At 70.0% G+C, this 26998-nt stretch carries 27 protein-coding genes; 13 read left to right on the forward strand and 14 right to left on the reverse strand.

Annotated features, from left to right (window positions below; translation table 11 throughout):
* Window positions 1-34: 34 nt before the first annotated feature.
* From O2L01_RS06200 to O2L01_RS06215, 4 genes are all read right to left on the reverse strand, one after another.
* The gene (locus O2L01_RS06200) at window positions 35-628 is read right to left on the reverse strand and encodes a Maf family protein (protein WP_270121028.1); all 594 of its coding nucleotides are present in this window, start codon (window positions 626-628) and stop codon (window positions 35-37) included.
* The gene (locus O2L01_RS06205) at window positions 625-828 is read right to left on the reverse strand and encodes an acyl-CoA carboxylase subunit epsilon (RefSeq protein WP_270121030.1); all 204 of its coding nucleotides are present in this window, start codon (window positions 826-828) and stop codon (window positions 625-627) included. Before O2L01_RS06205 ends, O2L01_RS06200 begins: the two co-directional genes overlap by 4 nt.
* Before the next feature lie 62 nt (window positions 829-890).
* Window positions 891-1904: an NYN domain-containing protein gene (locus O2L01_RS06210; RefSeq protein WP_270121031.1), complete on the reverse strand. Its 1014-nt coding sequence runs from the start codon at window positions 1902-1904 to the stop codon at window positions 891-893.
* Window positions 1905-2138: 234 nt separating this feature from the next.
* Window positions 2139-3722, reverse strand: coding sequence for an acyl-CoA carboxylase subunit beta (locus tag O2L01_RS06215; protein WP_344469407.1), 1584 nt, complete (start codon window positions 3720-3722; stop codon window positions 2139-2141).
* A 45-nt stretch (window positions 3723-3767) separates the two neighbouring features.
* Between O2L01_RS06215 and O2L01_RS06220 the strand changes: the two genes are divergently transcribed.
* The 3 genes from O2L01_RS06220 to O2L01_RS06230 all read left to right on the forward strand — a co-directional run bounded on the left by O2L01_RS06220 (window position 3768) and on the right by O2L01_RS06230 (window position 6273).
* A complete protein-coding gene (locus tag O2L01_RS06220; RefSeq protein ID WP_270121033.1) occupies window positions 3768-4553 on the forward strand; it encodes a biotin--[acetyl-CoA-carboxylase] ligase in 786 nt (261 codons plus the stop codon).
* Window positions 4554-4587: 34 nt separating this feature from the next.
* The gene (locus O2L01_RS06225) at window positions 4588-5574 is read left to right on the forward strand and encodes a hypothetical protein (protein ID WP_270121034.1); all 987 of its coding nucleotides are present in this window, start codon (window positions 4588-4590) and stop codon (window positions 5572-5574) included.
* A 174-nt stretch (window positions 5575-5748) separates the two neighbouring features.
* Window positions 5749-6273, forward strand: a complete 525-nt coding sequence (locus tag O2L01_RS06230; protein WP_270121035.1) for a PH domain-containing protein — start codon at window positions 5749-5751, stop codon at window positions 6271-6273.
* Between the two features lie 68 nt (window positions 6274-6341).
* On the opposite strand, the gene O2L01_RS06235 is transcribed toward O2L01_RS06230, so the two are convergent.
* Both O2L01_RS06235 and O2L01_RS06240 read right to left on the reverse strand, forming a co-directional pair.
* Window positions 6342-6869, reverse strand: a complete 528-nt coding sequence (locus O2L01_RS06235) for a GtrA family protein (protein ID WP_270121036.1) — start codon at window positions 6867-6869, stop codon at window positions 6342-6344.
* A gap of 176 nt (window positions 6870-7045) precedes the next feature.
* Window positions 7046-9556: a sigma-70 family RNA polymerase sigma factor gene (locus O2L01_RS06240; protein WP_270121038.1), complete on the reverse strand. Its 2511-nt coding sequence runs from the start codon at window positions 9554-9556 to the stop codon at window positions 7046-7048.
* A 372-nt stretch (window positions 9557-9928) separates the two neighbouring features.
* On the opposite strand from O2L01_RS06240, the gene O2L01_RS06245 reads away from it, so the two are divergent.
* A complete protein-coding gene (locus O2L01_RS06245; protein ID WP_270121039.1) occupies window positions 9929-10762 on the forward strand; it encodes a hypothetical protein in 834 nt (277 codons plus the stop codon).
* 57 nt (window positions 10763-10819) lie between these two features.
* Complete coding sequence (gene trmB, locus O2L01_RS06250) at window positions 10820-11509, forward strand: tRNA (guanosine(46)-N7)-methyltransferase TrmB (RefSeq protein ID WP_270121040.1); 690 nt, start codon at window positions 10820-10822, stop codon at window positions 11507-11509.
* A 3-nt stretch (window positions 11510-11512) separates the two neighbouring features.
* On the opposite strand, the gene O2L01_RS06255 is transcribed toward trmB, so the two are convergent.
* The 8 genes from O2L01_RS06255 to O2L01_RS06290 all read right to left on the reverse strand — a co-directional run bounded on the left by O2L01_RS06255 (window position 11513) and on the right by O2L01_RS06290 (window position 18864).
* Window positions 11513-12754: a deoxyguanosinetriphosphate triphosphohydrolase gene (locus O2L01_RS06255; protein ID WP_270121041.1), complete on the reverse strand. Its 1242-nt coding sequence runs from the start codon at window positions 12752-12754 to the stop codon at window positions 11513-11515.
* 40 nt (window positions 12755-12794) lie between these two features.
* The gene (locus O2L01_RS06260; RefSeq protein ID WP_270121043.1) at window positions 12795-14576 is read right to left on the reverse strand and encodes a hypothetical protein; all 1782 of its coding nucleotides are present in this window, start codon (window positions 14574-14576) and stop codon (window positions 12795-12797) included.
* A gap of 69 nt (window positions 14577-14645) precedes the next feature.
* Window positions 14646-15404: an MBL fold metallo-hydrolase gene (locus O2L01_RS06265; RefSeq protein WP_270121044.1), complete on the reverse strand. Its 759-nt coding sequence runs from the start codon at window positions 15402-15404 to the stop codon at window positions 14646-14648.
* 6 nt (window positions 15405-15410) lie between these two features.
* Entirely contained in the window at window positions 15411-16214 is an 804-nt protein-coding gene (gene murI / locus O2L01_RS06270; protein WP_270121045.1) for a glutamate racemase, read from the reverse strand.
* Between the two features lie 197 nt (window positions 16215-16411).
* Window positions 16412-16891 carry a hypothetical protein gene (locus O2L01_RS06275; protein ID WP_270121046.1) on the reverse strand — a complete coding sequence of 160 codons (480 nt, stop codon included), beginning with the start codon at window positions 16889-16891 and terminating at the stop codon, window positions 16412-16414.
* A gap of 138 nt (window positions 16892-17029) precedes the next feature.
* Window positions 17030-17980, reverse strand: coding sequence for a PLP-dependent cysteine synthase family protein (locus tag O2L01_RS06280; RefSeq protein ID WP_270121048.1), 951 nt, complete (start codon window positions 17978-17980; stop codon window positions 17030-17032).
* A gap of 18 nt (window positions 17981-17998) precedes the next feature.
* A complete protein-coding gene (locus O2L01_RS06285; protein WP_270121049.1) occupies window positions 17999-18277 on the reverse strand; it encodes a MoaD/ThiS family protein in 279 nt (92 codons plus the stop codon).
* Window positions 18278-18381: 104 nt separating this feature from the next.
* The gene (locus O2L01_RS06290) at window positions 18382-18864 is read right to left on the reverse strand and encodes a M67 family metallopeptidase (RefSeq protein WP_270121050.1); all 483 of its coding nucleotides are present in this window, start codon (window positions 18862-18864) and stop codon (window positions 18382-18384) included.
* A 157-nt stretch (window positions 18865-19021) separates the two neighbouring features.
* Here O2L01_RS06290 and O2L01_RS06295 point away from each other — a divergent pair, with 157 nt between their 5' ends.
* The 8 genes from O2L01_RS06295 to O2L01_RS06330 form a co-directional block, all read left to right on the forward strand.
* Entirely contained in the window at window positions 19022-20317 is a 1296-nt protein-coding gene (locus O2L01_RS06295) for a nicotinate phosphoribosyltransferase (RefSeq protein WP_270121051.1), read from the forward strand.
* A 98-nt stretch (window positions 20318-20415) separates the two neighbouring features.
* Window positions 20416-21192, forward strand: a complete 777-nt coding sequence (locus O2L01_RS06300) for a sporulation protein (RefSeq protein ID WP_270121052.1) — start codon at window positions 20416-20418, stop codon at window positions 21190-21192.
* A 164-nt stretch (window positions 21193-21356) separates the two neighbouring features.
* Window positions 21357-21875, forward strand: coding sequence for an EXLDI protein (locus tag O2L01_RS06305; protein ID WP_270121053.1), 519 nt, complete (start codon window positions 21357-21359; stop codon window positions 21873-21875).
* 363 nt (window positions 21876-22238) lie between these two features.
* On the forward strand, window positions 22239-23186 hold the full coding sequence (locus O2L01_RS06310; protein WP_270121054.1) for an ATP-binding cassette domain-containing protein: 948 nt from the start codon (window positions 22239-22241) through the stop codon (window positions 23184-23186).
* Between the two features lie 42 nt (window positions 23187-23228).
* Window positions 23229-24014: an ABC transporter permease gene (locus O2L01_RS06315; RefSeq protein ID WP_270121055.1), complete on the forward strand. Its 786-nt coding sequence runs from the start codon at window positions 23229-23231 to the stop codon at window positions 24012-24014.
* Window positions 24015-24251: 237 nt separating this feature from the next.
* Window positions 24252-25514, forward strand: coding sequence for an NAD(P)/FAD-dependent oxidoreductase (locus O2L01_RS06320; RefSeq protein ID WP_270121056.1), 1263 nt, complete (start codon window positions 24252-24254; stop codon window positions 25512-25514).
* Window positions 25511-25963: a MarR family winged helix-turn-helix transcriptional regulator gene (locus O2L01_RS06325; RefSeq protein WP_270121057.1), complete on the forward strand. Its 453-nt coding sequence runs from the start codon at window positions 25511-25513 to the stop codon at window positions 25961-25963. The genes O2L01_RS06320 and O2L01_RS06325 overlap by 4 nt, the downstream gene beginning before the upstream one ends.
* A gap of 350 nt (window positions 25964-26313) precedes the next feature.
* On the forward strand, window positions 26314-26998 hold a 685-nt coding region (locus tag O2L01_RS06330; protein ID WP_270121058.1), incomplete at its 3' end, for a hypothetical protein.

Raw genomic sequence — 26998 nt, forward strand, 5'->3', positions numbered from 1 at the left:
CGGGGCATGCCCTACGCGCCGCGCCCGGACCCGATCAGCGCCACAGGCTGTGCAGCGCGATCTCCAGTTCGCCGAGCATGTTGCGCAGCAACGGCATCGACAGGCCGATCACCGTGCCCGGGTCGCCGTCGATGCGGTCGATGAACGCCGAGCCGTAGCCGTCGAGCGTGAACGAGCCCGCCACATGCAGCGGCTCCCCCGTCGCCACATACGCCGCGATCTCCTCGTCCGAGACCTCCGCGAAATGCACCTCGGTCCCGGCGGTGCGCACGATCTGCCGGTCGGCGGCCACGTCGATCAGGCAGTGCCCCGTGTACAGCGTCCCCGAGCGGCCGCGCATCCGCTTCCACCGCGAGGTCGCCTCCTCGGGCCCCTCCGGCTTGCCAAGGATCTCGTGCCCGAAGTGCAGCACCGAATCGCACCCGAGCACCAGCGAATCCGGGCCCACCAGATTGAGGACCGCGTTCGCCTTCATCTCCGCGAGCGTCGCCGCCAGCTCCGCCGGGTCATGGCCCATCACCTGGCTCTCGTCCACACCGGAGACGATCACCTGCGGCTCGATCCCGGCCGCCTTCAGCAGCTCGCGCCGCGCCGGCGACTGCGACGCCAGAACGAACGGACGGCTCAACGGTCCATGCCCCTCCGGGCCGGCACCGCCGTGTCACGCCATGACCGGCGCACCCGCAGCTTCAGCCCCGGGTTCGTCCACGCGGCCCGGCGGCTCGGCGCCTCGGACTCCTCCACCGGACGCGGCAGCGCAGTGATCACGCCGATCAGCGCGGCCAGCTCTTCATCGGTGGGGTTGCCACGGACGACCTTGAGTTCCATCGAGAACGCTCCTCGCCTGTCGTCGACTCCGTCAAACTTCGCCGATCCTGTCGTCGACTCCGTCAATCCTCGTCGATGTCGAATTCGCGGTGCACCCGCTCCCAGAAGCCGTCGCGGACCCAGATCCGCGCTTCCGGGTGGTCGCGTAGAGAGTATCCGAGTTCCTTCTCCGCTTCCACTAGCAGCTCCTTGTCGATGACCGTGGGAAGCTGCGGGCCCGGCAGCAGGTCCGCGATGTTGTCCGCGCCCCTGGTCAGAAGCCACTTGTGGCCCACGTACTCGCCGATCTGCCGCACCGTCTCCGGGTCGAGCTTCTCGCCGGTCTGCGTGGTGCGCACGAACTTCGGCCGCGCCGACTCGGCCTGGGCCAGCGCCTCGGCCGCGTTCATGGTCACGGCCACCGACTGGCGCTGGCCGAAGACGGCGGCCGGGCTCGGCACGCGCGGCTCGGGCTGCGTCATCGGCGCCCCGACCATGCTGTACGTGGCCGCCGCGGCGGTGCCGCTCTTGGTGAAGTAGGCGCGCAGGTCCTCGGCCTCGATCGTGGCCACGGTGTCGGACTCCCACACCAGGCGCTCGGCCTGGTTGGTGCCGTACGGCGGTTCGACGCCCCAGAGGTGGACGCGCACGCCGTAGGCCTGGGCGACCTCGACGGCGGGGACCATGTCCTCGTCGCCGGCGAGGAGGATCGCCTCGTGGACGGCGTGGTGGCGGGCGAGCAGTTCCAGGTCGGAGCGGATCTGGGCGTCGACGCCCTTCTGCTGTCCGCGCGAGTTGAGGTTCCCGAGGCGGACTTTGACGAACTCCATATTGGCGATCACGCGCTGGTCGACGGTGGGCACGCGGTCGCGGGCGGCGTCGAACCAGTAGAGACGCAGCAGTTCGCCGTCGGGCAGGTGGTGGGCGGCGCGTTCGATGAGGGATTTGATCAGCTTCTCGGCGTCGACGCGGTAGTCGCGGCGGGACGTGGCGTCGAGCAGGAGCTCGGCGGCGGCCGCGTAGAGGTACCCGACGTCGATCAATATGGCGTACCGCCGGGTCGGCGACCCTGTCAGCATCCCTCCGATAGGTGTCATGGCCCACTCCCAACGTCGGGCGGGACGAATTGTCCCGCTTCCCCCAGCTCTCTAAGACGGTACCCGGATCGGACTCCAGGGATGGGAGTGGTGCACGACGCTTCGCGTGGCAAAGCGGTTTGTCCCGGTCCTGGGCGCGGTCCGCGCGGCGGACGTGTGGCGGTCTCACCGGATCGAGTGAGAGAGAACGGCAAAGGGCGGCGGGGGAATGCCCCGCCGCCCTCGCGTCTCGTCCTAGAGCGGGATGTTGCCGTGCTTCTTGGCGGGCAGCTCGTCGCGCTTGGAGGCGTTCATGCGCAGGCCGCGCACGAGCATCGCGCGGGTCTCACGCGGCTGGATGACCGCGTCGATGAGGCCGAGCTCGGCCGCGACGTACGGGTTGTTCAGCTTCTCCTCGTACTCGCTCATGAGCTCGGCGCGCTTGGCCTGCTCGTCGTCGGCCTTCGCGAGCTCGCGGCGGTAGAGGATGTTGACCGCGCCCTGCGAGCCCATGACCGCGATCTCGGCGGTCGGCCAGGCGAGGCAGAGGTCCGCGCCGACGCCCTTGGAGCCCATGACGCAGTACGCGCCGCCGTAGTCCTTGCGGCACACGACGGTGAGCTTCGGGACGGTGGCCTCGGCGTACGCGTAGATGAGCTTGGCGCCGCGCCGGATGATGCCGTCGTGCTCCTGCGAGGTGCCCGGGAGGAAGCCCGGGACGTCCACGAAGGAGATGATCGGGATGTTGAAGGCGTCGCAGAAGCGGATGAACCGCGCGGCCTTCTCCGAGGCGTCGATGTCGAGGCAGCCCGCGAAGTGCATGGGCTGGTTGGCGACCACGCCCACCGGCTTGCCGTCGAGGCGCCCGAAGCCGGTGATGATGTTCTTCGCGAACAGCGACTGGGTCTCGAGGAACTCGCCGTCGTCGAGCACGGACTCGACGACCTTGTGCATGTCGTACGGCTGGTTCGCGGAGTTCGGGATGACCGTGTCCAGCGCCAGGTCGTCGGCGGTGAGGTCGAGCTCGAAGTCCTTGGACTCGTAGGCGGGCGGCTCGTCGAGGTTGTTCGACGGCAGGTACGAGAGCAGGTGCTTGACGTACTCGAGCGCGTCGCCCTCGTCGGAGGCGAGGTAGTGGGCGTTGCCGGCCACCGCGTTGTGGGTGCGGGCGCCGCCGAGCTCCTCCATGCCGACGTCCTCGCCGGTCACCGCGCGGACGACGTCCGGGCCGGTGATGAACATGTGGGAGGTCTGGTCGACCATGATCGTGAAGTCGGTGATCGCGGGCGAGTAGACCGCGCCGCCCGCGCACGGGCCCATGATGAGCGAGATCTGCGGGATGACGCCCGAGGCGCGCACGTTGCGGAAGAAGATCTCGGCGTAGCCGCCGAGGGAGGCCACGCCCTCCTGGATGCGGGCGCCGCCGGAGTCGGAGATGCCGATGATCGGGCGGCCGGTGCGCATCGCGAGCTCTTGGATCTTGGTGATCTTCTCGCCGGAGACCTGCCCGAGCGAGCCGCCGAGGACGGTGAAGTCCTGCGCGAACACGCAGACCTCGCGGCCCTCGATGGTGCCGTAGCCGGTGACGACGCCGTCGCCGTAGGGCCGGTTGGCCTCCATGCCGAAGCTGGTGGAGTGGTGGCGGCGCAGGCTGTCGAGCTCCACGAACGACCCCTCGTCGAGGAGCTGCTCGAGGCGTTCGCGGGCGGTGCGCTTGCCTTTCTCGTGCTGCTTCTCGATCGCCCGGGGGTTCCCGGTGGCCGCTTCGGAGAGGCGCTCGGCCAGGTCGGTGAGTCGCCCGGCGGTCGTGTGGAAGTCGATGTCGGTCACGCTTCGGATCGTATCGACTGCTTCGGTGGTTACGCTATGCGCGTGGACACACCGATGAGAAAGCCACTGGACCGGCACGCGCTCTGGTCGCTGTTGTCGGAGAAGTCCGACTTCTGGACCGAGGTCGATGTGGTGCAAGTCACCGGATCGACGAACGCGGACCTGGCGGAGGCCGCGAAGCACGGCGCCCCCGAGGGCCTTGTGCTCATCGCCGAGGAGCAGGCCGCCGGCCGGGGCCGCCTCGGGCGGCAGTGGGTCAGCCCGGCCCGTGCCGGACTGACGATGTCGTTCCTGCTGCGGCCCACCGTGCCGCGCGAGCAGTGGGGCACGTTGAGCCTCCTCACGGCCGTGGCCCTCGAAGAGTCGCTGAAGGCGGTGTGCGGGGTGCGCGCGAAGCTCAAGTGGCCCAACGACGTCCTCATCGACGGCCGCAAGGTCTGCGGGATCCTCGCCCAGGTCGAGGGCAACGCCGTCATCGTCGGAGCGGGGCTCAACGTCTCGCTCACCGAGGAGGAGCTGCCGGTCCCCGAGGCGACCTCGCTGCGCATCGCGGGCGCCTCCACCCTGGACCGGGTCGAGATCGCGGCGGGCTTCCTCGCGCACGTCGCGGCCGTCTACCAGACTTGGAACGAGCGCGGCCCGGCCTCCGTGATCGAGCGGTGGCGGCGCGAATCCGCGACCCTCGGTAGGCACGTCGCGGTATCGTTCCCGAACGGCCGCAACCTCACCGGCCGCGCCGTGGGCATCGACGCCGACGGCTGCCTGCAGGTCGCCGGCCCGGACGGCGCCGTGGAGACCATCGCCGCCGGCGACATCGTCCACCTGCGGCCCCAGGACTGAGAGCGGTACCGGCGCGGAGCAACGAAGGAGGCGTATGGCCGACCAGACGCAGAGCCGCGACGGCTCCGAGTCCCGGCAGCCTCCGGGACCGGCCGGCCTCGACCCCGAGGCCGAAGGGCTCTACCGGCTCCTGCTGTCCAAAGCGGACGCCTCCGTGTCGCAGCTCGCGGCGGACGCCGGCCTCGCAGCCGAACGGACCCGGACCGTCCTCATGCGCCTCGTCGACGACGGCTTCGCGACCATGGTGGCCGACACCCGCTTCCGCGCCGTCGGACCCGACACGGTGCTCGGCGGACGCATCGCCTCGCAGCTCGGCGACGTGCTCGGCGAGTATGAAGCGCTGAGAGAACTCCTCGAGATCCACCGCACCGGGCCCGCGGGCGGCGAGCGCGGCAGCTGGGAGGTCGTGACCGGCCCGGTCGCGATCCGCTCGCGGCTGCGGCAGCTCAAGGCCGGCGCCGAGAAGAGCCTGCGCACGTTCGTGCGCCCGCCGATGGTCCTGCCGGTGCCCGAGGCGGCGCTGCACGAGGGCCTGCAGGCGCGCGGCGTGTGCCACCGGATCCTGTTCGACCGCACCGTGCTCGACATGGACCCGTACTCCGACTACCTGCGCCACGCGCTCTCCTCGGGCGACGAGGTGCGGTTCGCGAAGCGGCTGCCGCTCAAGCTCCTGGTCGTGGACGACAAGACGACGCTCATGGAGGAGATCGGCGGCCGCCCGAAGGCGATCGTCACCAGCAACAGGTCCATCGTGGAGCTCGCCGGGGCGCTGTTCGACCAGTTGTGGTCCAGCGGGATCCCGGCGGCGACGGCGGGGAGCAGCGCCGAGCGGCTGGACGAGGACGACGCGGTCCTGCTGGGGCTCTTGATCGCCGGGCTGACGGACCAGTCGATCGCGTCGAAGCTCGGCATCGGGCTGCGGACCGTGCAGCGGCGGGTGCGGGACCTGATGGACCTGGCCGACGTGGACACCCGCATCCAACTGGGGTGGCACGCGGCGAAGAACGGCTGGGTCCCTTAACGCTGAGCCCCTTCAAGGCTGAGCCGGGCGCGGGTTCGGCCGTTTCGCCTGAATCGTGGGACGAACCGCGATGCCACGGTGTTGTACTGTGCTTTTGACATTGGTACCAGCGGCGAGTCAAGCGCGCCGTGTACGAGTATTGCCCCCGCCCGTTCTCACTCCTGGAGGTCCGCAGTGGGATATCCCGACGATCAGCTCGCCCGCGGTGAAGTGGTCAAGCTGCACACCCGTCCGCACTGGAAGGAAGGTGTCGGCCCGGTCCTGTGGTTCGTGGTCTTCCTGGCCATCGCCGCCATCGCGATCACGTTCACGGCCAAGATCGACGAGGGCTGGGCCCTGTGGCTGATCCTCGCCGAGGTCGTGCTGTTCCTGGTGCTGCTCATCTGGCTCTCCGTGCTGCCGTGGATCCGCTGGCGCTCGACCCACTACGTGATCACCGACCAGCGCATCATGTGGCGCGAAGGCCTCGTGACCCGCGAGAGCCGCCACATCCCGCTCGCCCGCGTGAACACCGTGTCGTACACCCAGAACGTGTGGGAGCGGATCTTCGGCTTCGGCGACATGAACATCGACTCGGCCTCGGACGACGGCGAGATCAACCTGATCGACGTCCCGAAGGTCGACAAGACCAAGGCCCTGCTGTACCAGCTGGCCGAGGACGACCGCTCGCGCCGCGCCGGTGACGGCGACGGCACCTGATCGTTCGGCGTGACAGACAAGGCCCGTGCCGCCCCGGCACGGGCCTTTCGCGTTGCGGCCGAGCCGGTTTATGCGGCCGGGGTCTCGGCGAGTTCGGGCCGGTGCCGGAAGACCCAGGTGCGGTACGCGAAGAAGCGGAAGATCGAGCCGAGTCCGACGCCGACGACGTTGGCGGCGACGTTCACCGCGAGGTCGGTGCCGAAGATCTGCGGCCAGAGCTGGGCGAGGCCCGAGTTGGCCCAGATGCAGGCGAGCGCGATGAGCAAGCCGATGCCGTTGAAGAGGAAGTAGAGGGCGTACTGGCGGTGCGCGGCGGCGCTGCCGCGGCGCTCGCGCCAGGTCCAGTGGCGGTTCCCGAAGAACGCCACGGTCATCGCGACAATCGCGGAGATGATCTTGGCGTACCACTCGGACCAGTCGAGGCCGAGGAACATCAGGTTGAACAGCCCGATGTCGACGACGTAGGCGACGCCGCCGACGCCGGCGAAGCGGAGCAGCTCGGCCGCGTGGCGTTTGACCAGGCCGACGGCGCGTGCGAACAGCCCCGCGGGGCCGCGTCGGGCCGAGGGTGAAGGGGTCTCAGTGGAGGTCGACATCAAGCCACAGCCTACCCGGCTCAGGCCGGTCCGAGCACCGGCCGACCGGCCCGATCACGCCTGCGGCCGCACAACGAATCGCGGCGCCGGGTCGCGGCGGCGCGCGAGGCGTACGGATGCGGAGGGCTGAGCGCACGCGACGCGCGGCGCGCCCGCCGGACCGCCGCCCGCCCCGCCTACGCGGCGGTTTCGTCGCCGATCGGGGCCGCCACTGCGACGATGCCGACGATGAACGGGTCGTCTCCGCGTTCGAAGCGGATCACGGCCTCCTCGCCGGTTTCGACCCGGTAGACGTTCACGTCCACGCCGAACGAGTACCAGTCCGGGTTCTCGACGGCTCCGTGCGCGCGGCACGTGGCCGGTTCGCCCAGGCCCTGGCCGCCCGCGCTGAGGCTGTCGCCGCTGCGGTAGGCGGAGCCGCCCCAGAGGGTCGCGGCGATCGCGACGTCGCCGCCGTCCTCCACCTCGATCTCGGTGTCCGCCGCGTGCGGGCCGTCGTAGACCGCGACCTCCCTGGCCGCCGCGCCCGGCTCCGCGTACACGACGGTGAGAGACCAGCCCGCCCAGCGTTGCTCGATGCACGCCGCGTCGAGATCGATCGGCCAGTCCTCGCACTCGGTGGTCGGGAGCTGGTGGTTGTCCGTGGCGACCCAGTACTCGCCGCCACTCGAGACGAGGTCGGTGACCTCGACGAACGCCTGCTGCCCGGGGTTCAGGCCGCGCATGTCCGCGGCGCTGAGGCCGGTCCAGGACCCGCCCGGTCCCGCGAGCGAGACCTCCGCGGGCAGCTCGTCCGCGACACCGGCCCAGTACAGGCCCGCCCACTGGATCTCGGCCCCGGCGGGCACGTCGAGCACGGCCCCGGAGACGGCCTCGCCTTCGCGTCCGGGGGGCGCGGTGTCGGGCTTGTAGGCCTTCATCGGCCAGTGCTCGCCGCCGCCGTAGCGCACGGCCTCGCGGCAGCCGGGGACCGAGCAGGTCAGCCAGGTGTTGCCCGCGGCCGTCACGCCGGTGGCGTCTACGCTCGCGAACCCGACCTCGCTCCCGGCGGGCGCGATGGGCACCTGCAGCGAGGTCGTGCCGCTGATGCCCGGGCCGTCCACCGCGACCTCGAAGGTCTGGTAGCCGCTCACGTCCTCGCCGATCATGATGCGCACGTTGGCTTCCGCCGGGTCGGGCATGGCCGCGATGCTGCAGTGGACGAGCGCGTCGACTTCGGCGCAGGCCCAGCCGGGATCGGCGGTCTCCGAGGCGAGGGTGATGCCCTCGGGCATCGTGATGTCGATCGTGACCCGCTCCGAGGCGGCCTGCGCTCTGCGGTCGACGGGGGCCGCGTAGCCCGCTCCGAGGCGGCCGGACTCCTCGACCGGGGCGACCGCCCGCTCGGCCACGGGCGCGGAGCCGCTGCCCCGCGGCGCTTCGAGCCGGATCGGGAGGATCGCCTCGCCGCCGGCCACAAGGCCGCGGGAGCCGAGGCCGTGCTCGATCGCATACGAGGCCGGCTCGGCGGCGGGCGCCTCGGGCTCGTCCTCGGGTTCGGGCTCCGGCTCGGCCGGGTCGTCCGGTGCGGGCTCGGGCTCATCGTCGGGCGGCTGCGGGCCGGGGTCCTGCGGCTCCTCGTCCGGGTCCGCCGGTTCGACCACCGAGTCCTCGGGGGCGGCCTGCGGCTCCGGCTCCTCCTCGTCGCCGGTGAGCGCGAAGACCGCGACCGCGGCGGCCACGGCGACGGCTGTGCCGGTCGCGACCGTGCCCTTCGTGCCGAGCTGCTGCACGATGCGGCGCACCCAGTTCGCGAACATCTTGAACGGCACGAAGAGCGACGCGAGCACTCCGCCGAACGCGAGGCCCGCGGCCGAGACCGCGCCCGCCGCGAGGTACGGCGAGGCCGCGCCGCCGAGGAAGATCACGGCGATCACGCCGCGCAGGCCCGAGTTCAACTCGGTGAGCTCGGCGAACAGCAGGTTGCAGGTGACACAGGCGTTCAGGTGGTCGTCCACCTTCGACGCGTCGCGCTCGCCGAGCTTGCCGCGCACGCGCGCGCCGATCCGGTCCACCGTCCAGCGGCACTCCTCGCGCGGCGCGTCGGCCGCGTGCTCGCTCAGGTAGTTCTGCCGCAGCTTCTCGCGCGCCCGGTAGGCCAGCGCGGAGACCCCGTTCGGGGTCATGCCGAGCATCGTGGCGATCTTGGCCGGGGAGTCCTCCTCGACCTCGGTGTGCCACAGCACCATCCGCCAGCGCTCGGGGAGCTTCCCGAAGGCGAGCGCGGCGTAGCGGCGCTCCTGGCCTTCGACGGCGGGGTCGACGTAGATCTCGCCGGAGTCGTGCTCGGTGAGGTCGTCGGTGAACTCGACCTTCTTGTCGCGGCGCACGCGGTCGTAGAAGGTGTTGCGGAGGGTCTGGAGCATGTAGGGCCGGAAGGCGAGGTCGGGGCCGCCGCCTTCGCGGAAGGTGTGGAGGAGTTTCGCGAAGGCCTCGGAGACGAGGTCGTCGGCGCCGGCGGGGTCGCGGGAGAGGACGCGGGCGAGGCGGCGCGCGGCGTGCACGTGGCGCTCGTAGAGGACGGCGTAGGCGGTGGTGTCGCCGCCGCGGGTGGCGGCGATCAGCTCGGGGTCGGACCGTTCTTCGGGGCTGTGGCCGGGGCCTGGGTCCAGGTGGCGGGGATCGCCGGCGGGGACGGTCTCGGGCATCGTTCGCCGGTGCTCCTTCCAGGTTGCGCCGAGCTCGTACGATCGAGGGGCTCGGGTGTCTGCTCGCGGGCGTCGCTGTGAGTACGGGAATACTCGTTGTCTCCCTAGACGAGCCTTCTTTGGCTTAACGATCGAGTACGTCTCGGGTTGCGCCCCGTTCAGCCGTTCGGGCAAGCTTCCGGCGAACTGGACATTGCAGCGAGTTTAGGGCAAAAACCCGCCAGAGCAGCGAATTGTGATGTGATTGTGACCAGGTGTGATGGTATTGGGACTTCCCGCCCTGGTTCCAGTCAACTGTCGGAAATACGTCAGGCCATTGCGTACAGTTTGCTAACGCATTCCCGGCCGACATCGACGCAAGGGAGGTGAACGATGCCCGCATCGGTCCTGCTGGCACTCCTCGCGGCCACGGCACTGCTGGCCCTGACCCCGGCGCTGGTGCGCCGCTACGACCCCGACGAGCGCATGATCGCCGACCGGGCCTCCTCCGACGCCCGCGTCCTCGACCGCGAAGGCCACCGCCCCTCCCGCCCCGCCTCCCACGACACCACCGACCTCGGGCTCGACCGGACCGGGGACGACACCGCCCTCGACGAACTCCTCGACGGCCAAGACGTTCCCCCGCAATCGAACTCACGCGGGTGGGAGCGGCGCGGCACGCGCCGCGGCGACTCGGTACGGTTGAAGACCGACGAGTCGTACCCCGGCGAGGACCCCGAGATGCACGAGCAGGCCAGGCTCCGGCAGATGCGCGCCGAATGGTGGCGGCGGCGCCACCGCCGCATCCTCTACGTGCTCATCGCACTCACGGTGCTTGAGCTCGCCGGCGTCGCCGTCGGCGGCCCCGGCTTCTGGATCGGCGCGGGCCTCTCCGCGCTCGCCCTCGGCGGCTACGTGTACTTCCTGCGCGACCGCGCCAAGCGCCTGCGCCGCCCCGGCCGCAAGCCGAAGGCCATGATCACCGCCGAACCCGAGCACGACGAGGTCGGCCCGCCCACCTACGTGCCCGAGCAGCCCGACGGGGACGACGACGAGGACGAGGACACCGTGCCCCGCGAGTCGTTCCTCTTCGGCGGCGCCTCCCACGACAACGGCGCCTCGGGCGACGAGGCGGCCCCGCCGCCGCGCCCCGACCCGCGCCGCCCCGACGGCCCCGCGGGCGTGCGCGGCCGCTCCTACGAGGCCCCGGCGAAGCTCGAACGCTAGGGCCGCGCCGTTCCATGCTGCAGCGCACACTCGACCTGCGGCTAAACTTGCCCGGTTATGCCTGATGAGGAACCGCAGCACCGCCACATCCTGACGTTCAACTTCCGTCAAGGACGCAACAAGCCCCGCCACGACGAGGCCTTCGCGCGCCTGTGGCCCCGCTACGGCCTGGACTGGGAGCCGGACGAGGGCCGCATCGACTTCGCGAAGCTCTTCGGCCGCACCGCCCCCGTGATCCTCGAGATCGGCTCCGGCAACGGCGAGGCCGCCGCCGCGATGGGCGACGCCGACCGCGACCGCGACCTCCTCGCCGTCGAGGTCTACCCGCAGGGCATCGCCGACCTCATGGACCGCGCCGAAGCCCGCGGCCTCACCAACCTGCGCATCTACCAGGGCGACGCCCTGCCCCTGCTGTGGAACGGCATCGCGCCCGGGTCGCTGGACGAGATCCGCGTCTACTTCCCCGACCCGTGGCCGAAGAAGCGCCACCACAAGCGCCGCATCATCCAGGCCGAGCACGTCAAGACCATGGCCGGGCTCCTGCGCCCCGGCGGGGTCCTCCACTGCGCCACGGACATCGCGGACTACGCCGAGCAGATGCTCGAAGTCCTCACGGCCGAACCGGCCTTCGAGAACACCGCCGAGGGCTACGCGCCCCGCCCGGACCACCGCCCGGTCACCAAGTTCGAGCGCCGCGGCGTGAAGGCCGACCGCGAGATCTTCGACCTGATCTTCCGCAAGCGGTAGGCCTCAGGCGGTGAGGCGGCGGTGCCAGGCGACCGCTGAGGCGTCCGTGAGGGACGCGACCTGGTCGATGGCGACGCGCAGGCGTGCGGCGTCGTCGGCGGCGCGGTGCCAGGTCTCGGCGAACATCGGTTCGAGGGCGTCGGGGCCGCGGTCGCACAGGACCGCCACGAGCTCCTGCAGGATCTCGCGCTGGCGGGTGTACCAGGACTCGTCGCTGCGCGGCTCCATGACATAGCACCAGGCGATGCCTTTGAGCAGTTCGCATTGGACGCGTTCGCGTTCGGGGACGACGAGGTCGGCGTCGTAGCGGTGGAGCCTGCCGTCGCCGAACTGCGCGCGGGTGGCTTTGGCGGCGGCGTTCACGAAGCGGCCCACCATGGTCGAGGTGAAGTCCTTGACGGCGACCATGGCGCCGAACGAGCTGTCGTAGTCGTGGATCGCGGCAAGGACGGGGTCGGCGAGGAGCTCGCGGAGCGCTTCGGCGAGGTCGGCGGGCGGGGCGTCGCTGTAGCGGGCGGCGACGGCCCCGCAGACGCGGGCCTGCTCGTCGGGGTCGTGCGCGAGCTTCGCGAGGTTGATGTAGCCGCCGTGCAGGCCGTCCTCGACGTCGTGCACCGAGTAGGCGACGTCGTCGGACCAGTCCATGACTTGGGCCTCAAGGCATTTGACGCCCTCGGGGGCGCCGCCGCGCAGCCATTCGAAGACGGGGAGGTCGTCCTCGTAGGCGCCGAACTTGCGCACCCCCGGGCGGGCGGGCCACGGGTACTTGCAGGTCGCGTCGAGTGAGGCGCGGGTGAGGTTGAGGCCCACCGAGTCGCCGTGCGCGTCGAGGACCTTCGCTTCGAGGCGGGTGAGGACGCGGAGGGTCTGGGCGTTGCCTTCGAAGCCGCCGCAGGGGCCGGCGATCTCGTGGAGGGCGTCCTCGCCGTTGTGGCCGAAGGGCGGGTGGCCGAGGTCGTGGGCGAGCCCGGCGACGTCGACGACGTCGGGGTAGCAGCCGAGCGCCGAACCCATCTCGCGGGAGATCTGGGCGACCTCGATCGAGTGGGTGAGGCGGGTGCGCAGGAAGTCGTCCGTGCCGGCGGTGTGGACCTGGGTCTTGTCGGCGAGGCGGCGGAACCCGGCGGAGTGGAGGATGCGGCCGCGGTCGCGCTGGAACGGGGTGCGGACCGAGTCGGGCTCCGCCACCAGCCGCTCCTCGGCGGGCCAGCGCGCCTGGAGGGTACGGAGAACGGGATCGGTCACGCCATCGAGCGTAGCGCGGCCGATCCCGTCCTATCAGGTGTTAATCCTTCAGGTACAGGCGCATCACGCCGGTGCCGTCGCCGTCCACGGCGCCGTGGGCCCACGCGAAGGCCGAGAGCGGTTCGAGGCCGGCGAAGTCCTCGGGGAACTCCTCGCCGGCGCGGGCGAGGTCGACCCAGGCGATCGCGGAGCATTCGCCGGGGGCGTGGTCGGCGAAGTCGCTGAAGCGCTCGTCGTCGGCCAGGGTGCCGTCGGCGATCGCGGACCCGGTGTAGCTCAGTTCGGACCCGTCCGCCTCGAAGCCCTCGGGGAGGGGCTTGTCCTCGGTCCAGGAGTCGATGACGTCCTTGAGCTCGTCGGCGTTGTCCTCGGTGAGGAGCGCGCCGAGGTGCAGCGAGTCGGGGTCGATCTCCTCGTCGGCCATGAAGTTCGCGCCGCCGGTGAGGGTGGCTCCGGCGAGGAGGCCGGTGAAGTCGCCGAGGACGGATTCGATCTCGCCGAAGTCGGGGCCGTAGGACTCCTCGACGAACGGCTCGTCCTCGGTGCCGGCGGACCAGTAGCGGTCGTCGAGCTCCAGGTAGCGGGTCTCGTCGTCGGCGGTGATGGTGCCGTCGTAGTACTGCGTCTGGAGTTCGAGGTATTCGGTGTACTCGGCGTCGGTGAGCGGGACGCCGACGGAGGTGGCCTCGGCTTCGGCTTCGACGCCGTAGAACTCCTCGAAGAAGCCGAGCCAGCTCGAGGTGATCTCGTCGATGTTCTCGGGGACGTAGGCGGCGAGGGCGACGTCGGAGGCGGGCAGGGCGCCCATGGTGTCCATGAGGCCGTCCGTGCCGGTCCAGGGGTGCTCGGTGTCGCCGAACAGCCGGTAGGTGAGCTGGAAGCCCTGGTCGAACGCGGAGAGGCCGTAGATGACCTGGCCGGAGTAGAGGTCTTCGACCGCGTCGGACTCGGCGCCGGTGGTCATCTCGGCGAGGTCGCTCACGGCGTCCATGTCGATCCAGTTGACGAGGAGCTGGTCGTCGTCGAGCCAGGCGCGGGCCTCGCTGTAGTCGTCGGAGGTCGCGAGGGGTTCGTCGGCGGCCTCGGTCTGCGCGGCGGTGAGGGCGTCGGAGGCGCCGGTCTCGCCGATGACGGCGAGCACGTGGTCGTCCTCGACGGTGTAGGCGAACTGGTCCTCTTCGACGCCGGCGGCGCCGCGGATCTGGGCCATGCCGTCCTCGGCGGCGTCCGCGTCGGTGCTGGCGAGGCTCAGGACGGCGTAGGTCTGGCCGTCGTGCTCCCAGGTGGCGAGGCCGTGGCGGAGGCCGAGCCAGGAGTTGATGTCCTCGTCGGCGTCGACGCCTTCGATGCCGGACTCCTCGATGAAGGCGTCGATGAGTTCGCCGGTGTCGTCGTAATCGGAGAGTTCGTCGAACTTCTGGAGGTGCTCAATGAGTTTGGGGGTCTGGTCGAACGAGGGGTCGAGGTTGAGTTCGACGTACATGCTCGCCGTGGCGGGGAAGCTCTCGGCGGGGTCGGGGCCCTGGTTGAGCACGAACTTGAAGAGGACGACGGCGCCGACGGCGGCGAGGAGCACGACGGAGAGGATCGCGGCCACGGCGACCTTGGGGCCGCGCCCGCGTCCGGTCTGGCTGGGCGGCACGGGGACCGGGGTGTACGCGCCGGGCGGGACGTAGGCCCCCGGGGGCTGCTGCGGGGCGCCGGCCTCCACATAGGGCTGCGGCTGCTGGGGCTGGTACGCGCCCGGCGGCGGCCCGTAGGCGCCCGGAGGCGGCTGGTTCGGGTCGCCGGGGTACGGCTGCGGGGTGGCATCGCTCGACATCCTTGAACGCTACGGCCGCTGTGCGACGGCCGTATCCCGAGAACGTGCCAAATGAGACGCCGCCGCGCCTCAGAACTCGTAGACCTGCCCGGGGCGGACGACCTCGACGGGCCCGGTGTAGGCCGCGCGGGCCTCGGCGAGGGTCTGGTCCTTGGAGTTCCAGGGCTCGACGAGGTGGGTCAGGAGCAGGCGGGCGGCGCCGGACTTGGTGGCGTACTCCCCCGCTTCCTTGCCGGTGAGGTGCACGTCCTTCGGGTTGTCGCGGCCCTCCAGGTAGGACGCTTCGGCGAGGAGCACGTCGCAATGGGTCGCGAGCGCCTCGAGCGCCTGGCAGGGACCGGAGTCCGAGGTGTACGCGAGAGAGGACCCGGCGTACTCGACGCGGAGGCCGTAGGTCTCGACGGGGTGCGCGACCCGGTCGACGGTGACGGTGAGCGGCCCGAGGTCGAACGTGCCGGGCTGGAGTTCGCGGAAGTCGTAGACGTCGCGCATGTTCGGGCTGCACAGCTCGCCCTGGCCGCCGTATGCGGCGACGATGCGGTCGGCGACGCCAGTGGGGCCGTAGAGCGGCAGCGGGTGCTTCGGCGCGTTCGAGGCGTAGCGGCGCATGACGGCGTACGCGCAGGCGTCGAAGAAGTGGTCGGCGTGCAGGTGGGTGACGATGACCGCGTCGATCAGGTGCGGGTCGAGGTGCTTCTGCAGTTCACCGAGCGAGCCGGTGCCGAAGTCGATGAGCAGCCGGTAGCCGCCCGCTTCGACCAGGTAGGCCGAGCAGGGGGTGTCGGGTGCCGGGAACGAGCCGGCGCAGCCGATAACCGTCAGTTTCATGGCAGATCACACCTTGTCCAGTACGGCCGCCGCCGCGTTCGGGAACAGGTTGCCCAGGAACCGCCGCGCGGTCCGGGTGAAGGCCTCCGGGTCGCCGGTCGCGAGGAACCGGTGCTCGGGGGTGTCGGTGCGGGCGGCCAGGAGGTCGTGGTCGGTGAGCACGCGGTAGAGTTCGCGCGCGCTCTCGCTCGCGGAGTTCACCAGTGTCACGTCCTCTCCCATCACCAGTCCTATGAGTCCCGACAACAGCGGATAGTGGGTGCAGCCCAACACGACCGTGTCGACGTCGGACTGCTGTAGCGGCTCAAGGTACCCCTGGGCGAGGCCTAGGAGCTGTCGGCCGGTTGTCACACCGCGTTCCACGAAATCCACGAACGCCGGGCAGGCCACCGCGGTCGCCTTGACGTCCGGGACGGCGTTGAAGGCGTCCAAGTACGCGCCCGAGGAGATCGTCGACACCGTCCCGATGACCCCGACCCGGCCGGTGCGCGTCGTGGCGACGGCGCGGCGGACGGCGGGACGGATGACCTCGACGACGGGAATGTCGTAGCGGTCGCGGATGTCGGCCAGGCTCGCCGCCGATGCGGAGTTGCAGGCGATCACGAGCGCCTTGACCTCCTGTTCGACCAGGTGGTCGCAGACGTCGAGCGAAAGCTTGCGGACCTCGGCGATGGGCCTCGGGCCGTACGGGACGTGGGCGGTGTCGCCGACGTAGACCAGTTGCTCGGCGGGCAGCAGTTCGCTGATCGATCGGGCGACGGTCAGGCCTCCGACACCGGAGTCGAAGATCCCGATGGGCGCGTCGTTCATGGGCTCCGAGCGTACGTCCAAACGGGCCTGGAACACCCCTGCTCGTCACGGGAATGTCGCCAAAATGACAGGGTGGCGATCACCACAATAACGGCGTTTTCACCCCATCGGGGCGGGATGGTGGGCGGCTGTTGCCCTCCCGCCCAGGGCGGGAAGTCCCGCCGCGCGTCCGTCCGCGCGCGGCTCTGCTTGGGGCGCTAGGCGATCCGCAGCATCGCGAAGGCCGCGAAGAGGGTGATCGTGGAGGCGGCCATGAACATCCACGGCACGCCCTTGAAGCGCAGCGTCGCGAAGGCCATCATCGCCAGGACCATGCCGATCACGCCGCAGGAGATGAACGCAGGCGTGAACCAGGCGGGGCTCTCGCCGAAGACCCGGAACAGGCCCACGATCGCGGTCGCCACGCCTGCGAGGACGAGCACGAGCGCCCACGAGGCGACCCCGGCGAGCCGCCGCAGGCGGACCGCGGGCTTCTCGGGGCGCAGCGGGCCGGTGTCCTGCGCGGACGCGATGCCGCCCTGGATGCTCCCGAGCGCGGTCGTCTCCGCCCGCGGCACCGGAGTGCTCGCCCAGGCGTTGTCCCCGACCGCGTCCTGCGGCGCCGTGCCCTGCCGCGGCAGGTCCTTCGACTTGCGGATCGACGCGGAACGCAGCTTGAGCTTGCCGGCGGAACTCATGCGGCCAGGCTAGCAAGCCACTGAGGACGCCTCAGGATCGCACCGTGGCGGTGCGGCGCAAATCGCCGAAACCGGAAACAACCGAACGGCCGGGCCGCGCTTTCGCGCCTGCCCGGCCGTTCGCCGTCGTCGTCTTCGCTAGGCCCAGACTTGGCCGTCGAGGGCGTTCGCCGCGTCGTCGAGGCCGTCCGAGTAGGCGCCCGTCGACAGGTACTTCCAGCCGCCGTCGGCGACCAGCATCGCGATGTCCGCGGGGCGGCCCGCCTTCGCGGCCTCGCGCGCCAGCGCGAGCCCGGCGTGGAGCACCGCGCCCGTGGAGAGCCCCACGAACAGGCCCTCCTCGCTCAGGATCTCCCGCGTGCGCCGCAGCGCGTCCTCAGTGCCGACCGACAGGCGCCGGTCGAGCACCTTCTCGTCGTACAGCTCGGGCACGAACCCCTCGTCGAGGTTCCGCAGCCCGTAGACCAGTTCGCCGTACCGCGGCTCGGCCGCCACGATCTGGACGCCCGGCGCCTGCTCGCGCAGGTACCGGCCGACGCCCATGAGCGTCGCGGTCGTCCCGAGCCCCGCCACGAAGTGCGTGATCTCGGGCAGGTCGCGCAGCAGCTCGGGCCCGGTGCCCTCGTAGTGCGCGGCCGCGTTCGCCGGGTTCGCGTACTGGTTGAGCATCACCAGGTCGGGACGCTCGGCCGCCATCGCCCGGGCCTTCGCGACGGCCGCGTTCGAGCCGCCCGCGGCCGGCGAGAACACGATCTCCGCGCCGAACGCGGTGAGCAGCTGCCGCCGCTCGAGCGAGGTGTTCTCGGGCATGACCGCGATCAGCTTGTAGCCCTTGCGCCGCGCCAGCATCGCCACGGCGATGCCGGTGTTGCCCGAGGTCGGCTCCAGGATGGTCGAGCCGGGCTTGAGCAGCCCGTCGTCCTCGGCCGCCTCGATCATCTTGGCGGCCACCCGGTCCTTCACCGACCCGGTCGGGTTCGCGCCCTCGAGCTTCACCCACAGCCGGATGTCCGGCGAGGGCGACAGCCGCGGGAGTCCGACGAGCGGCGTGTCGCCGAGCGTCGCGGTGATGTCCGTGAAACGTGCCACGGCCGGTCCCTTCCCGAACTACATGCCGCCCGCGACGGCGGGGAGGATGGTCACCTGGTCGCCGTCGGCGAGCGCCGCGTCGAGGCCGCCGATGAACCGCACGTCCTCGTCGTTGATGTACACGTTCACGAAGCGGTGCAGCGTGCCCTCGTCGGTGACGACGCGGCCCTTGAGGCCGGCGTGCTGCGCGTCGAGGCTGTCGAACAGCTTCGCGAGCGAGTCGCCCTCACCGGTGACGAGCTTCTGGCCGCCGGTGTGGGTGCGGAGGATGGTCGGGATGCGGACCTGAACGGACATGATGGATTTCCTTCGATTCTCTGAACAGCCCGACAGGGGCCGTCGATGTGCTTGAAGCGCAGCGGGAACTGCATGGCGAACGCCGGGCCGGGCCCGGCGGGAACTCAGGAACAGTCGTAGACCGTCGAGTCGGGGGTGTGCGCGAACTTGTAGCTCTGCACGGCCTCGGGCGCACCGGTGACCTCGATGGGCTCCTCGGTGATCACCTCGTCCGCGATGCGGAACGCCCGGACCTCGGCCACGTCCGGGTCCTTCGTCGTCACCAGCACGTAGTGCGCGCCCGGCAGCCCGAGCTGCGAAGCGATCCCCGCGTCCGAGCGCGAGGGGTAGGCCTCGGTGTGGGTGTGCGAGTGGTACGCCACGACGACTTCCTCGTCGTTGTCCCACATCTGGTCGTAGACCTGCTTCCACTCCTCCGAGTCGAACTCGTAGAAGGTCGTGGAGCGGGCAGCGTTGATCATCGGGATGTGCCTCTTCGGCTCTCCCGTGCCCTCGGGGCCCGCGATGAGGCCGCACGCCTCGTCGGGGTGGTCAGCCCGGGCGTGCGCGACCATCGCCTCGACCAGTTCATGCGCGATCCGCAACACGCAAGCAAGCGTACACGCGGCGCGATGAGGCCAGAAGGCCTCGCTCAGAGCGTGAGACAAGCCCCTCCACCTGGGAACTGAGGGAATAAACGGACGGCTGTGAACACCGCTCGCGCACGGGGCGCGGGCGCCTTGCAGGTGCATTACGCTCACCCCTATGTCCGTCACGCTGCCGCGCACGCCCCTGTACACCGACCACTACGAGTACACGATGCTCGAAGCGGCCCTCCGCGACGGGACCGCCGAGCTGCCGTGCGTCTTCGAGGTCTTCGGCCGCCGCCTCCCCACCGGCCGCCGCTACGGCGTCGTCGCCGGCATCGGCCGCCTCTCCGAGGCCATCGAGCGGTTCCGGTTCGAGGACGCCGACCTGGAGGACCTCACCTCGCGCGGCGTCGTCAAGCAGTCCACCGCCGAATGGCTCGCCGACTACCGCTTCAAGGGCGACATCGACGTGTACGCCGAAGGGGAGCTGTACTTCCCCGGCTCGCCGATCGTCACCGTCTCCGGGACGTTCGCCGAGTGCGTCCTGCTCGAGACGCTGACCCTCTCGATCCTCAACCACGACAGCGCGATCGCCAGCGCCGCCGCCCGGATGGTCACGGCCGCGCGCGGCCGCCCGATCCTGGAGATGGGCTCGCGCCGCACGCACGAGGCCGCGGCGATCGCCGCCTCGCGGGCGGCGTACCTCGCGGGGTTCGTGGCCACGTCGAACCTGGAGGCCGGGCGCCGCTACGGGGTGCCGACCTCGGGGACGAGCGCGCACGCGTTCACGCTGCTGCACAAGTCCGAGATCGAGGCGTTCCGCGCGCAGGTCGACGCGTTCGGCACGGACACGACGCTGCTGGTGGACACGTACGACATCACGCAGGGCATCCGGAACGCGATCGAGGCGGCCGGTCCGCGGCTGCGGGCGATCCGCATCGACTCCGGCGATCTCGATGTGATGGCCACGGGCGCAAGGGAACTGCTCGACGAGCTCGGGGCGCACGACACCAAGATCGTCGTTTCCGGGGACTTGGACGAGTTCTCGATCGCGGCGCTGGCGGCGGCCCCTGTGGACATCTACGGGGCGGGCACTGCGGTCGTCGTGGGGTCGGGCGCGCCGACGGCGCAGCTCGTCTACAAACTGGTCGAAGTGGAGGGTCGACCGGTCGCGAAGCGCTCGGAGCACAAGGGCACCAATGGAGGCCGCAAGATCGCGGTGCGCCGCCACAAGCCGACGGGTACGGCTACCGAGGAAGTGGTGGTCTCGCAAGGGGAACCGGAATCGCAGCCGGGCGACCGGCTGCTGCAGGTGCCGCTGTTCCAGGGCGGGGAGCTGGTTCAGCAGCCGTCGCTCGAGGAATCGCGGGAACTGCTGCGCCAGCGGCTCATCTCGATCCCTTGGGAGGGGCTGAAACTCTCCCCCGGCGATCCGGCGATTCCCGTGGTGCAGCTGCACGGGGGCGAATAGCGGCGGCGCTTTCGGGATACGATGCGAAGGCCCCTGTCCGCGTTCCCACCCCCGTGCCTTCGTAAGACCTGCGATCCTCCCCGAAAGGAACCGCCCCAATGGTGTTCAGCAAGCTCAAGGCCATTCTCGGTAGTGGCATCCAAGTCGACACGCTCCTGCATGAGAAGCACGTCGTCCCCGGCGGTGTCCTCAAGGGCGAGGTGCGGATCTCCGGCGCCGAAGTGGACGCCGCGGTGGAGAGCGTCGAGATCGAGTTCACCGCCCTGGTCGAGGACGACTCCAAGGGCGAGGACGCGGCCGGCGTCGTGCACGACTACTTCAAGACCGAGATCTCGGGCAAGTTCGACCTCGCGAAGGGCACCGCCCACCCGATCGCGTTCGAGGTGCAGGTGCCTTGGGAGACGCCGTTCAACAACGTCGAGGAGCGCCCGCTGGTGGGCGGCATGAAGCTCGGCGTCTCGACGCACCTGTCGCTGGACCAGGCCCTGGACAAGGGCGATCTGGACTGGCTGACGGTGGAGGCGCTGCCGGTGCACAAGGCGGTCTGGGAGGCGCTGGAGGCCTTGGGCTTCGCGTTCCAGGAGACCGACCTCGAGCTGGGCACGATCCAGGGCTCGACCGTGCCGTTCTACCAGGAGGTCGAGTTCTGGGCGACCGAGGGCGAGTTCCACGGCCGGGTGCGCGAGCTGGAGGTCGTGTTCGTGGTCGGCGAGGCGAACACGGACGTGGTGTTCGCCGCTGACAACTCGGCGGAGCTCCTGGCGCCTGACCTGAACTCGACGATCCGCTTCTCGCTGCCGACGGCGGCGCCGGGCGATGTGACCGAGACGGTGAAGGCCCAGTTGACGCAGTTGCTGGCGCAGAAGGGCGCGTAAGCGCAGGTAGTAACGCTTGAGGGCGGTTCCGCGAGTCATCGCGGGGCCGCCCTTCGTCATGCCCGGGGAAGAAATCCGGGGACCGGGCTTGCGCATGTTCTACGTATACGTATAGTCTATACGTATACCAAGGACAACCCCTGGAAGGAGGTTAAGATGCCGTCATGCCCAACAAGACGATCTACGTCGCCGACAAGGACCTGCCCCTCTACACCCGAGCGCAGGAACTCGCGGGAGGCAACCTCTCCAAGGCGATCTCGACGGCGCTCAAGCGCTACGTCGACGCCGAGGAGGGCCGCCTCGAGGGCTACGAGGAGATCACCGTCCCGGTCGGCCCCGGCAGCGGCCGCAAGCGGCAGCGCCAGCGCTTCACCGGCGTCAAGCTCGGCGAATGGGTCCGCTCGAACGAGAAGAAGGCGGAGATCTACCGCGTCTACCGCTCGCGCTCGGGCAAGTTCGTCATCCACGTCGAGAAGACGCCCGACTTCGTGCACGAGACGAACGAGACCGGCTGGCGCAAGCTCCTCGGCTTCGGTGAGCAGAGCTACGCCATGAACTACGGGGACGCCTCGCTCGAAGTGGTCGACACGCTCGACGAGCTGAAGGCCAAGATCCCCGCCGAGCTGTACCAGATGGTCGCCGCCACGGCGGAAGCGCCGCCGGTGCAGGACCTCGACATCTAGCACGCCCACTCCCCCTGCGCCGCAGGCGCACTCGAAGACGCCACTGACGGCCCCGGGCCCGGCCCGGTAGCCGAACGCGCCCTCCGCACCGCGCAGCACCGCACAACACCGCCGCCGTGGCGGAGCCCTGCCCACTCACTGTCCAAATTGGACTTTCCATGCCGAGAGACATCGAGGTGAAACCGTGTTCGACCTGGGAATGGTGCTCACGCTCTACCCACCGCCGCACCGGCTTTCACCGGACCTGACGCCGCGTCAGGTCGATGTCAGCGCCGTGTCAGCGGCCCCGGCCAGAGTACTCACATGCCCGGCGACGGAAACCGAACCGGAACCAGCCAAGCCCGAGATCCTAAGCGAGGAACGATGAACAACAGCAAGCCCCTGGCGATCCAGGCCCGCGACCTCACCAAGTCCTACGGCGACAACGCCGTCCTGGGCGGCGTCGACATCGAGGTGCCGGAAGGGACCATCTTCTCCCTGCTCGGCCCCAACGGCGCCGGCAAGACCACCACGGTGAACATCCTGACCACGCTCATCCCCGCGAACGGCGGCGAGGCGTTCGTCAACGGCGCCAACGTCGCCCACGACGCCGACGCGGTCCGCAAGTCCATCGGCGTGACCGGCCAGTTCGCTGCGGTCGACGGCCTGCTCACCGGCCGGGAGAACCTGCACCTCATGGGCCGCCTGCACCACCTGGGCAAGCGGGAGACCAAGCGCCGCACGGAAGAGCTGCTGGAGCGGTTCGACCTCGTCGAGGCCGCCAAGCGCGCCCCGGCCACCTACTCGGGCGGCATGAAGCGCCGCCTCGACATCGCGATGTGCCTCATGGGCGACCCGAAGGTGATCTTCCTGGACGAGCCGACCACCGGCCTCGACCCGAGCGGCCGCCGCGTCGTCTGGTCGATCGTCCGCGAGCTCGTCAAGGCCGGCACCACGATCTTCCTCACCACCCAGTACCTCGAGGAGGCCGACGAACTGGCCGACAAGATCGCGGTCCTCAACGGCGGCAAGATCGTCGCCGAGGGCACCCCCGAGCAGCTCAAGCGGCTCGTGCCCGGCGGCCACGTCAACCTCCGCCTCGCCCGGGCCGACCAGGTCGCCCGCATCGCCCAGGTCCTCGCCGGCAACGGCGACACCGACCAGCTCACCGTCCAGATCCCGTCGGACGGCTCGGTCGACTCGCTGCGCAAGATCCTCGACACCATCGACCGCGAAGGCGTGCAGGTGGACGAGCTGACCGTGCACACGCCCGACCTGGACGACGTCTTCCTGTCCCTCACCGGCCACGTCCCCGCCCAGGCCACCGCCTAACCCGCCCCCGAACCGCTTCCAGCCCTTTCAAGGAGAACTCCGATGAGCACCATCGCCCACACCTTCGCCGACACGTCCACCATGCTCCGCCGCCAGCTCAAGCACATGCTCCGCTACCCGTCCCTGACGGTGATGCTCGTGGGCATGCCGGTGGTCTTCCTCCTCCTGTTCGTCTACGTCTTCGGCGGCACCATCGGCGACGGTCTCGGCGGCCCGACCGGCGGCCGCGAGGCGTACCTGACCTACCTGACGCCCGGCATGATGCTCATGGCGATCGTCGCGGCGGTGCAGGGCACGGCCATCAGCGTCGCCATGGACATGACCGAGGGCATCATCGACCGGTTCCGCACCATGTCGATCGCCCGGGTCTCGGTCCTGACCGGGCACGTGATCGCCTCGGTGATCCAGTCGTTCCTGTGCATCGCCGTGACGCTGGGCGTCGCGATCGCCATCGGCTTCCGCCCCGACGCGGACCCGCTCGGCTGGGTCGGCCTCGCCGGCGTGCTGGTGCTGATCTCCTTCGGCCTCACCTGGCTCACCGTCGGACTCGGCATGGCCGCCAAGACCGTCGAAGAGGCGTCCAACACCCCGATGCCGCTGATGCTCCTGCCGTTCCTCGGCTCCGCGTTCGTGCCCACCGAGTCCATGCCGACCGCCGTGCAGTACTTCGCCGACTACCAGCCCTTCACCCCGTTCATCGAGGTCGTCCGGGCGCTCCTGTTCGGCAAGGCGGTCGACGGCACGGACCTGGTCCTCACCATCGCGTGGTCGCTGGCCTTCGCGCTGCTGGGCTACGTGATCTCGAAGAAGAAGTTCAACAAGCGCTAAGCGCCGCAAGCACAACACCAGGAAACCCACCCAGAAAGAGGGCGGGGCGCGGGGGGGGGCCCCCCCCCTAAGGGGGCCCGGGCGAGGGCACACATATTATTTATATATAAAGTAAAAAGCCCCCCACCCACAACCCCCGCAACCCCCCCCCTAACGCGGGGGGGCCGGTGGCGCGCCCCGCCCTCTTCGGGTTCCCGGGACTTGCGAAGAGATTATCTTAATGATTAAGCTAATCTCATGACGAGCACGAACCTGAACCACACCAGCGCCTCCGTGGCGATCGTCGGCGCGGGCCTCTCGGGACTGTGCCTGGCGCAGTACCTGCGGCGCAACGGCATCGACGCACAGGTCTACGAACGCGACGCCGCCCCGTTCGCGCGGCGGCAGGGCTACCGGATCACCGTCGACGCCGACGGCCTCGGCGCGCTCCGCGCCAGCCTCCCGGCGGACCTGTACGACCTCGCCGTGGCCGTCGCCGGCCGCTCCGGCGGGTACTTCCGGTTCATGAACCAGCGACTGCGCGAGGCCTTCAAGCTCAGCTTCGAGGAGACCGAGGACGGCGAGCGCCAGATGGACCGCCAGGTCCTGCGCTCGGTCCTCCTCAGCGGGCTCGAGGACCGGGTCCACTACGGCCGCAAGGCGACCGCCATCGAGACCGAGAACGATGCGAACCGGCTGCGGTTCGAGGACGGCACCTCGGTGACCGCCCGGGTCGTGATCGCCGCCGACGGCATCGGCTCGGCCCTGCGCGACCAGATCCTCCCCGGCGGCGGCCCCGAGGACACCGGCATGGCCGGGATCTACGGGCGCACCCCGCTCGTGCAGGACGACGAACGGGTCCTCCCGGCCGAGCTCGACCGCAGCGGCGTGCTCGCCCTCGGCGACGCCCCCGGCCGCGCGGTGTTCTTCACCACCATGGCATTCGGGCAGCACCCGAAGACCGCCTTCGCCGGGCGCGACATGCCCGCCCTCGACATCGACGACTACGTGATGTGGGGCGTGGTCATGCCGCAGGCCGACATCCCGGCCGGGACCGCCTGGAACGACGCGCCCGCCTTGCAGCGCCTCGCGCGCGACGCCGCCGCCAAGTACCACCCGGTCGTTCGCCGCCTCATCGCCAACGCCGATCCCGAGGCGACCATGCTCAGCCGCTTCGCGGTCGGCCGCCGCCCCGGGCCGTGGGCGGTCCCGAACGCCGCCGTGATGGGCGACGCCGTGCACGCCATGCCGCCGTTCGGCGCCCACGGCGGCAACACCGCCCTGCGGGACGCGGCCCTCCTCGGCGCTAAGCTGGTGGCCGCCTTCGCCGCAGGAGGATCGACCGGCGCGGTCGGCGACGCGCTCGCCGCCTACCGCGAAGAGATGATCCCGTACGCGTTCAAGGCCGTCGACACGGCCGAAGGCATGATGCGACGCCTGACCGGCAGCAAGGGGGTGCAGAAATGGGTGATGCTGAGACTGCTGCCGAGCCTGCACCGCCCGGTGGTCCCAGCGGCGTGAACCCCGGCGAGACCGCGGTGGAACGGTTCTTCGCGAGCGGACGCGCCGAGTCGCGCCTCTCGCTGATGTTCCGCACCGCGGTCGCGGGCAAACTCGGGCTCACGGTCACCGACATGGAATGCCTCGACTTCCTCATGGAGCGCGGCTCGGCCACGGCCGGGCAGCTCGCCGAGCAGACCGGGCTCACGACCGGCGCGATCACCAGCATGATCCGGCGCCTCCAGAACGCGGGATACCTGCGGGCCGAACGCGACCCGCAGGACCGGCGCAAGGTCATCGTGACCCCCGATCCCGAAGCGCTGCAACGGGGTGCGGCCCTGTACGCGCCGTTCGGCGAGCAGGTCGCCGAGCTGGTCGGCGCGTACAGCGAGGACGAACTGGACTTCCTCGCCCGCCATCAGCGGGCCATGGGCGAGATCTACCTGGCCCAGCTCGAACGACTCCGCTGAAGTCACGGCCCGGTGGTCGCGCTGGGCGCCGTGTTTGAGCGTGGGGCGCGCTCTGCGGCTTGCCGCGCCGTGTCTATTGAGGTTAGAGCGGGCAGCGACAAAGAGGTCTGAGGGCGGGTGGGTGTGCCCAGCGGCTGACAGGCAGCGCCGGGGCGCGGGCCGACTCTCTCCTGGTTTGCAGTGTGCCCCAAGGAGGTTGGGGGTGCAGGTAGGGCGGGCATTGATAGTCCTCTATGGAATGTTCACTCTATCGGGTGATGACACCATGACGCAGGCATGTCATCATTGAAGTACGAACAAGGAAGCGAAAACAGGCAGATCATTCGAGAACAGGTGAGGAGGCGAGACCCATGGCCCACTGCAACACCCACACCACTCCGGCCCTCTCCCCCGCCTCGATCCTCCCTGCTTCTGCTGACCGCCGTTCTCAGGCAGCGGCGATCCGTTCGGCCCTCGATGAAGCCGCTGCCGGTATCAATGCCTTCCACTCCCAGGTCCTCTCCTCCGTGATCGCCATGAAGGAGCAGGGTCTGCACCGCTCCGAGTTCGGGTTCTCCGCCCTCAGGGACCTCCTGCTCTCCCAGTTCGACTTCACGTTCAACACGGCAGGATCCATCGCGGCCATCGCCCGGCTCTCCGGGAAGTTCCGGATCCTGGCCAAAGCGGCAACGACAGGAACAGCCAGGATCGACCAGGTCGCCTATGCCGTCCGCCAACTCGACCAGACCCCGGCCATGCGCCTGTTCGCCCGCACCCCCTTCAGGACCCCGGTCTCCTCCCCCTTCGACCCGGACATCCTGTGCGCCACGCCTGAGGCGATGGTCGCTGAGTACTGCGCCCATGCTTCCTTCAAAGACCTCAGGCGGCATCTGGATGAGCTGTGGGCGTCGATCGCCGAAGAGACCGAACTGTTCGACGAGTTGGGTGAGCAGTCCCTCCAGCGCCTCGAACTGACCGAGACCGGCAACGGCATGTGGCACCTCGAAGGCACCCTCTCAGAGGCGACCGGTCGGCTGTTGGACAAGTACTTGAAGA

This window comes from Glycomyces lechevalierae, from assembly GCF_027622945.1.
In the GTDB taxonomy this organism is placed as follows: Bacteria; Actinomycetota; Actinomycetes; order Mycobacteriales; family Micromonosporaceae; genus Glycomyces; species Glycomyces rutgersensis.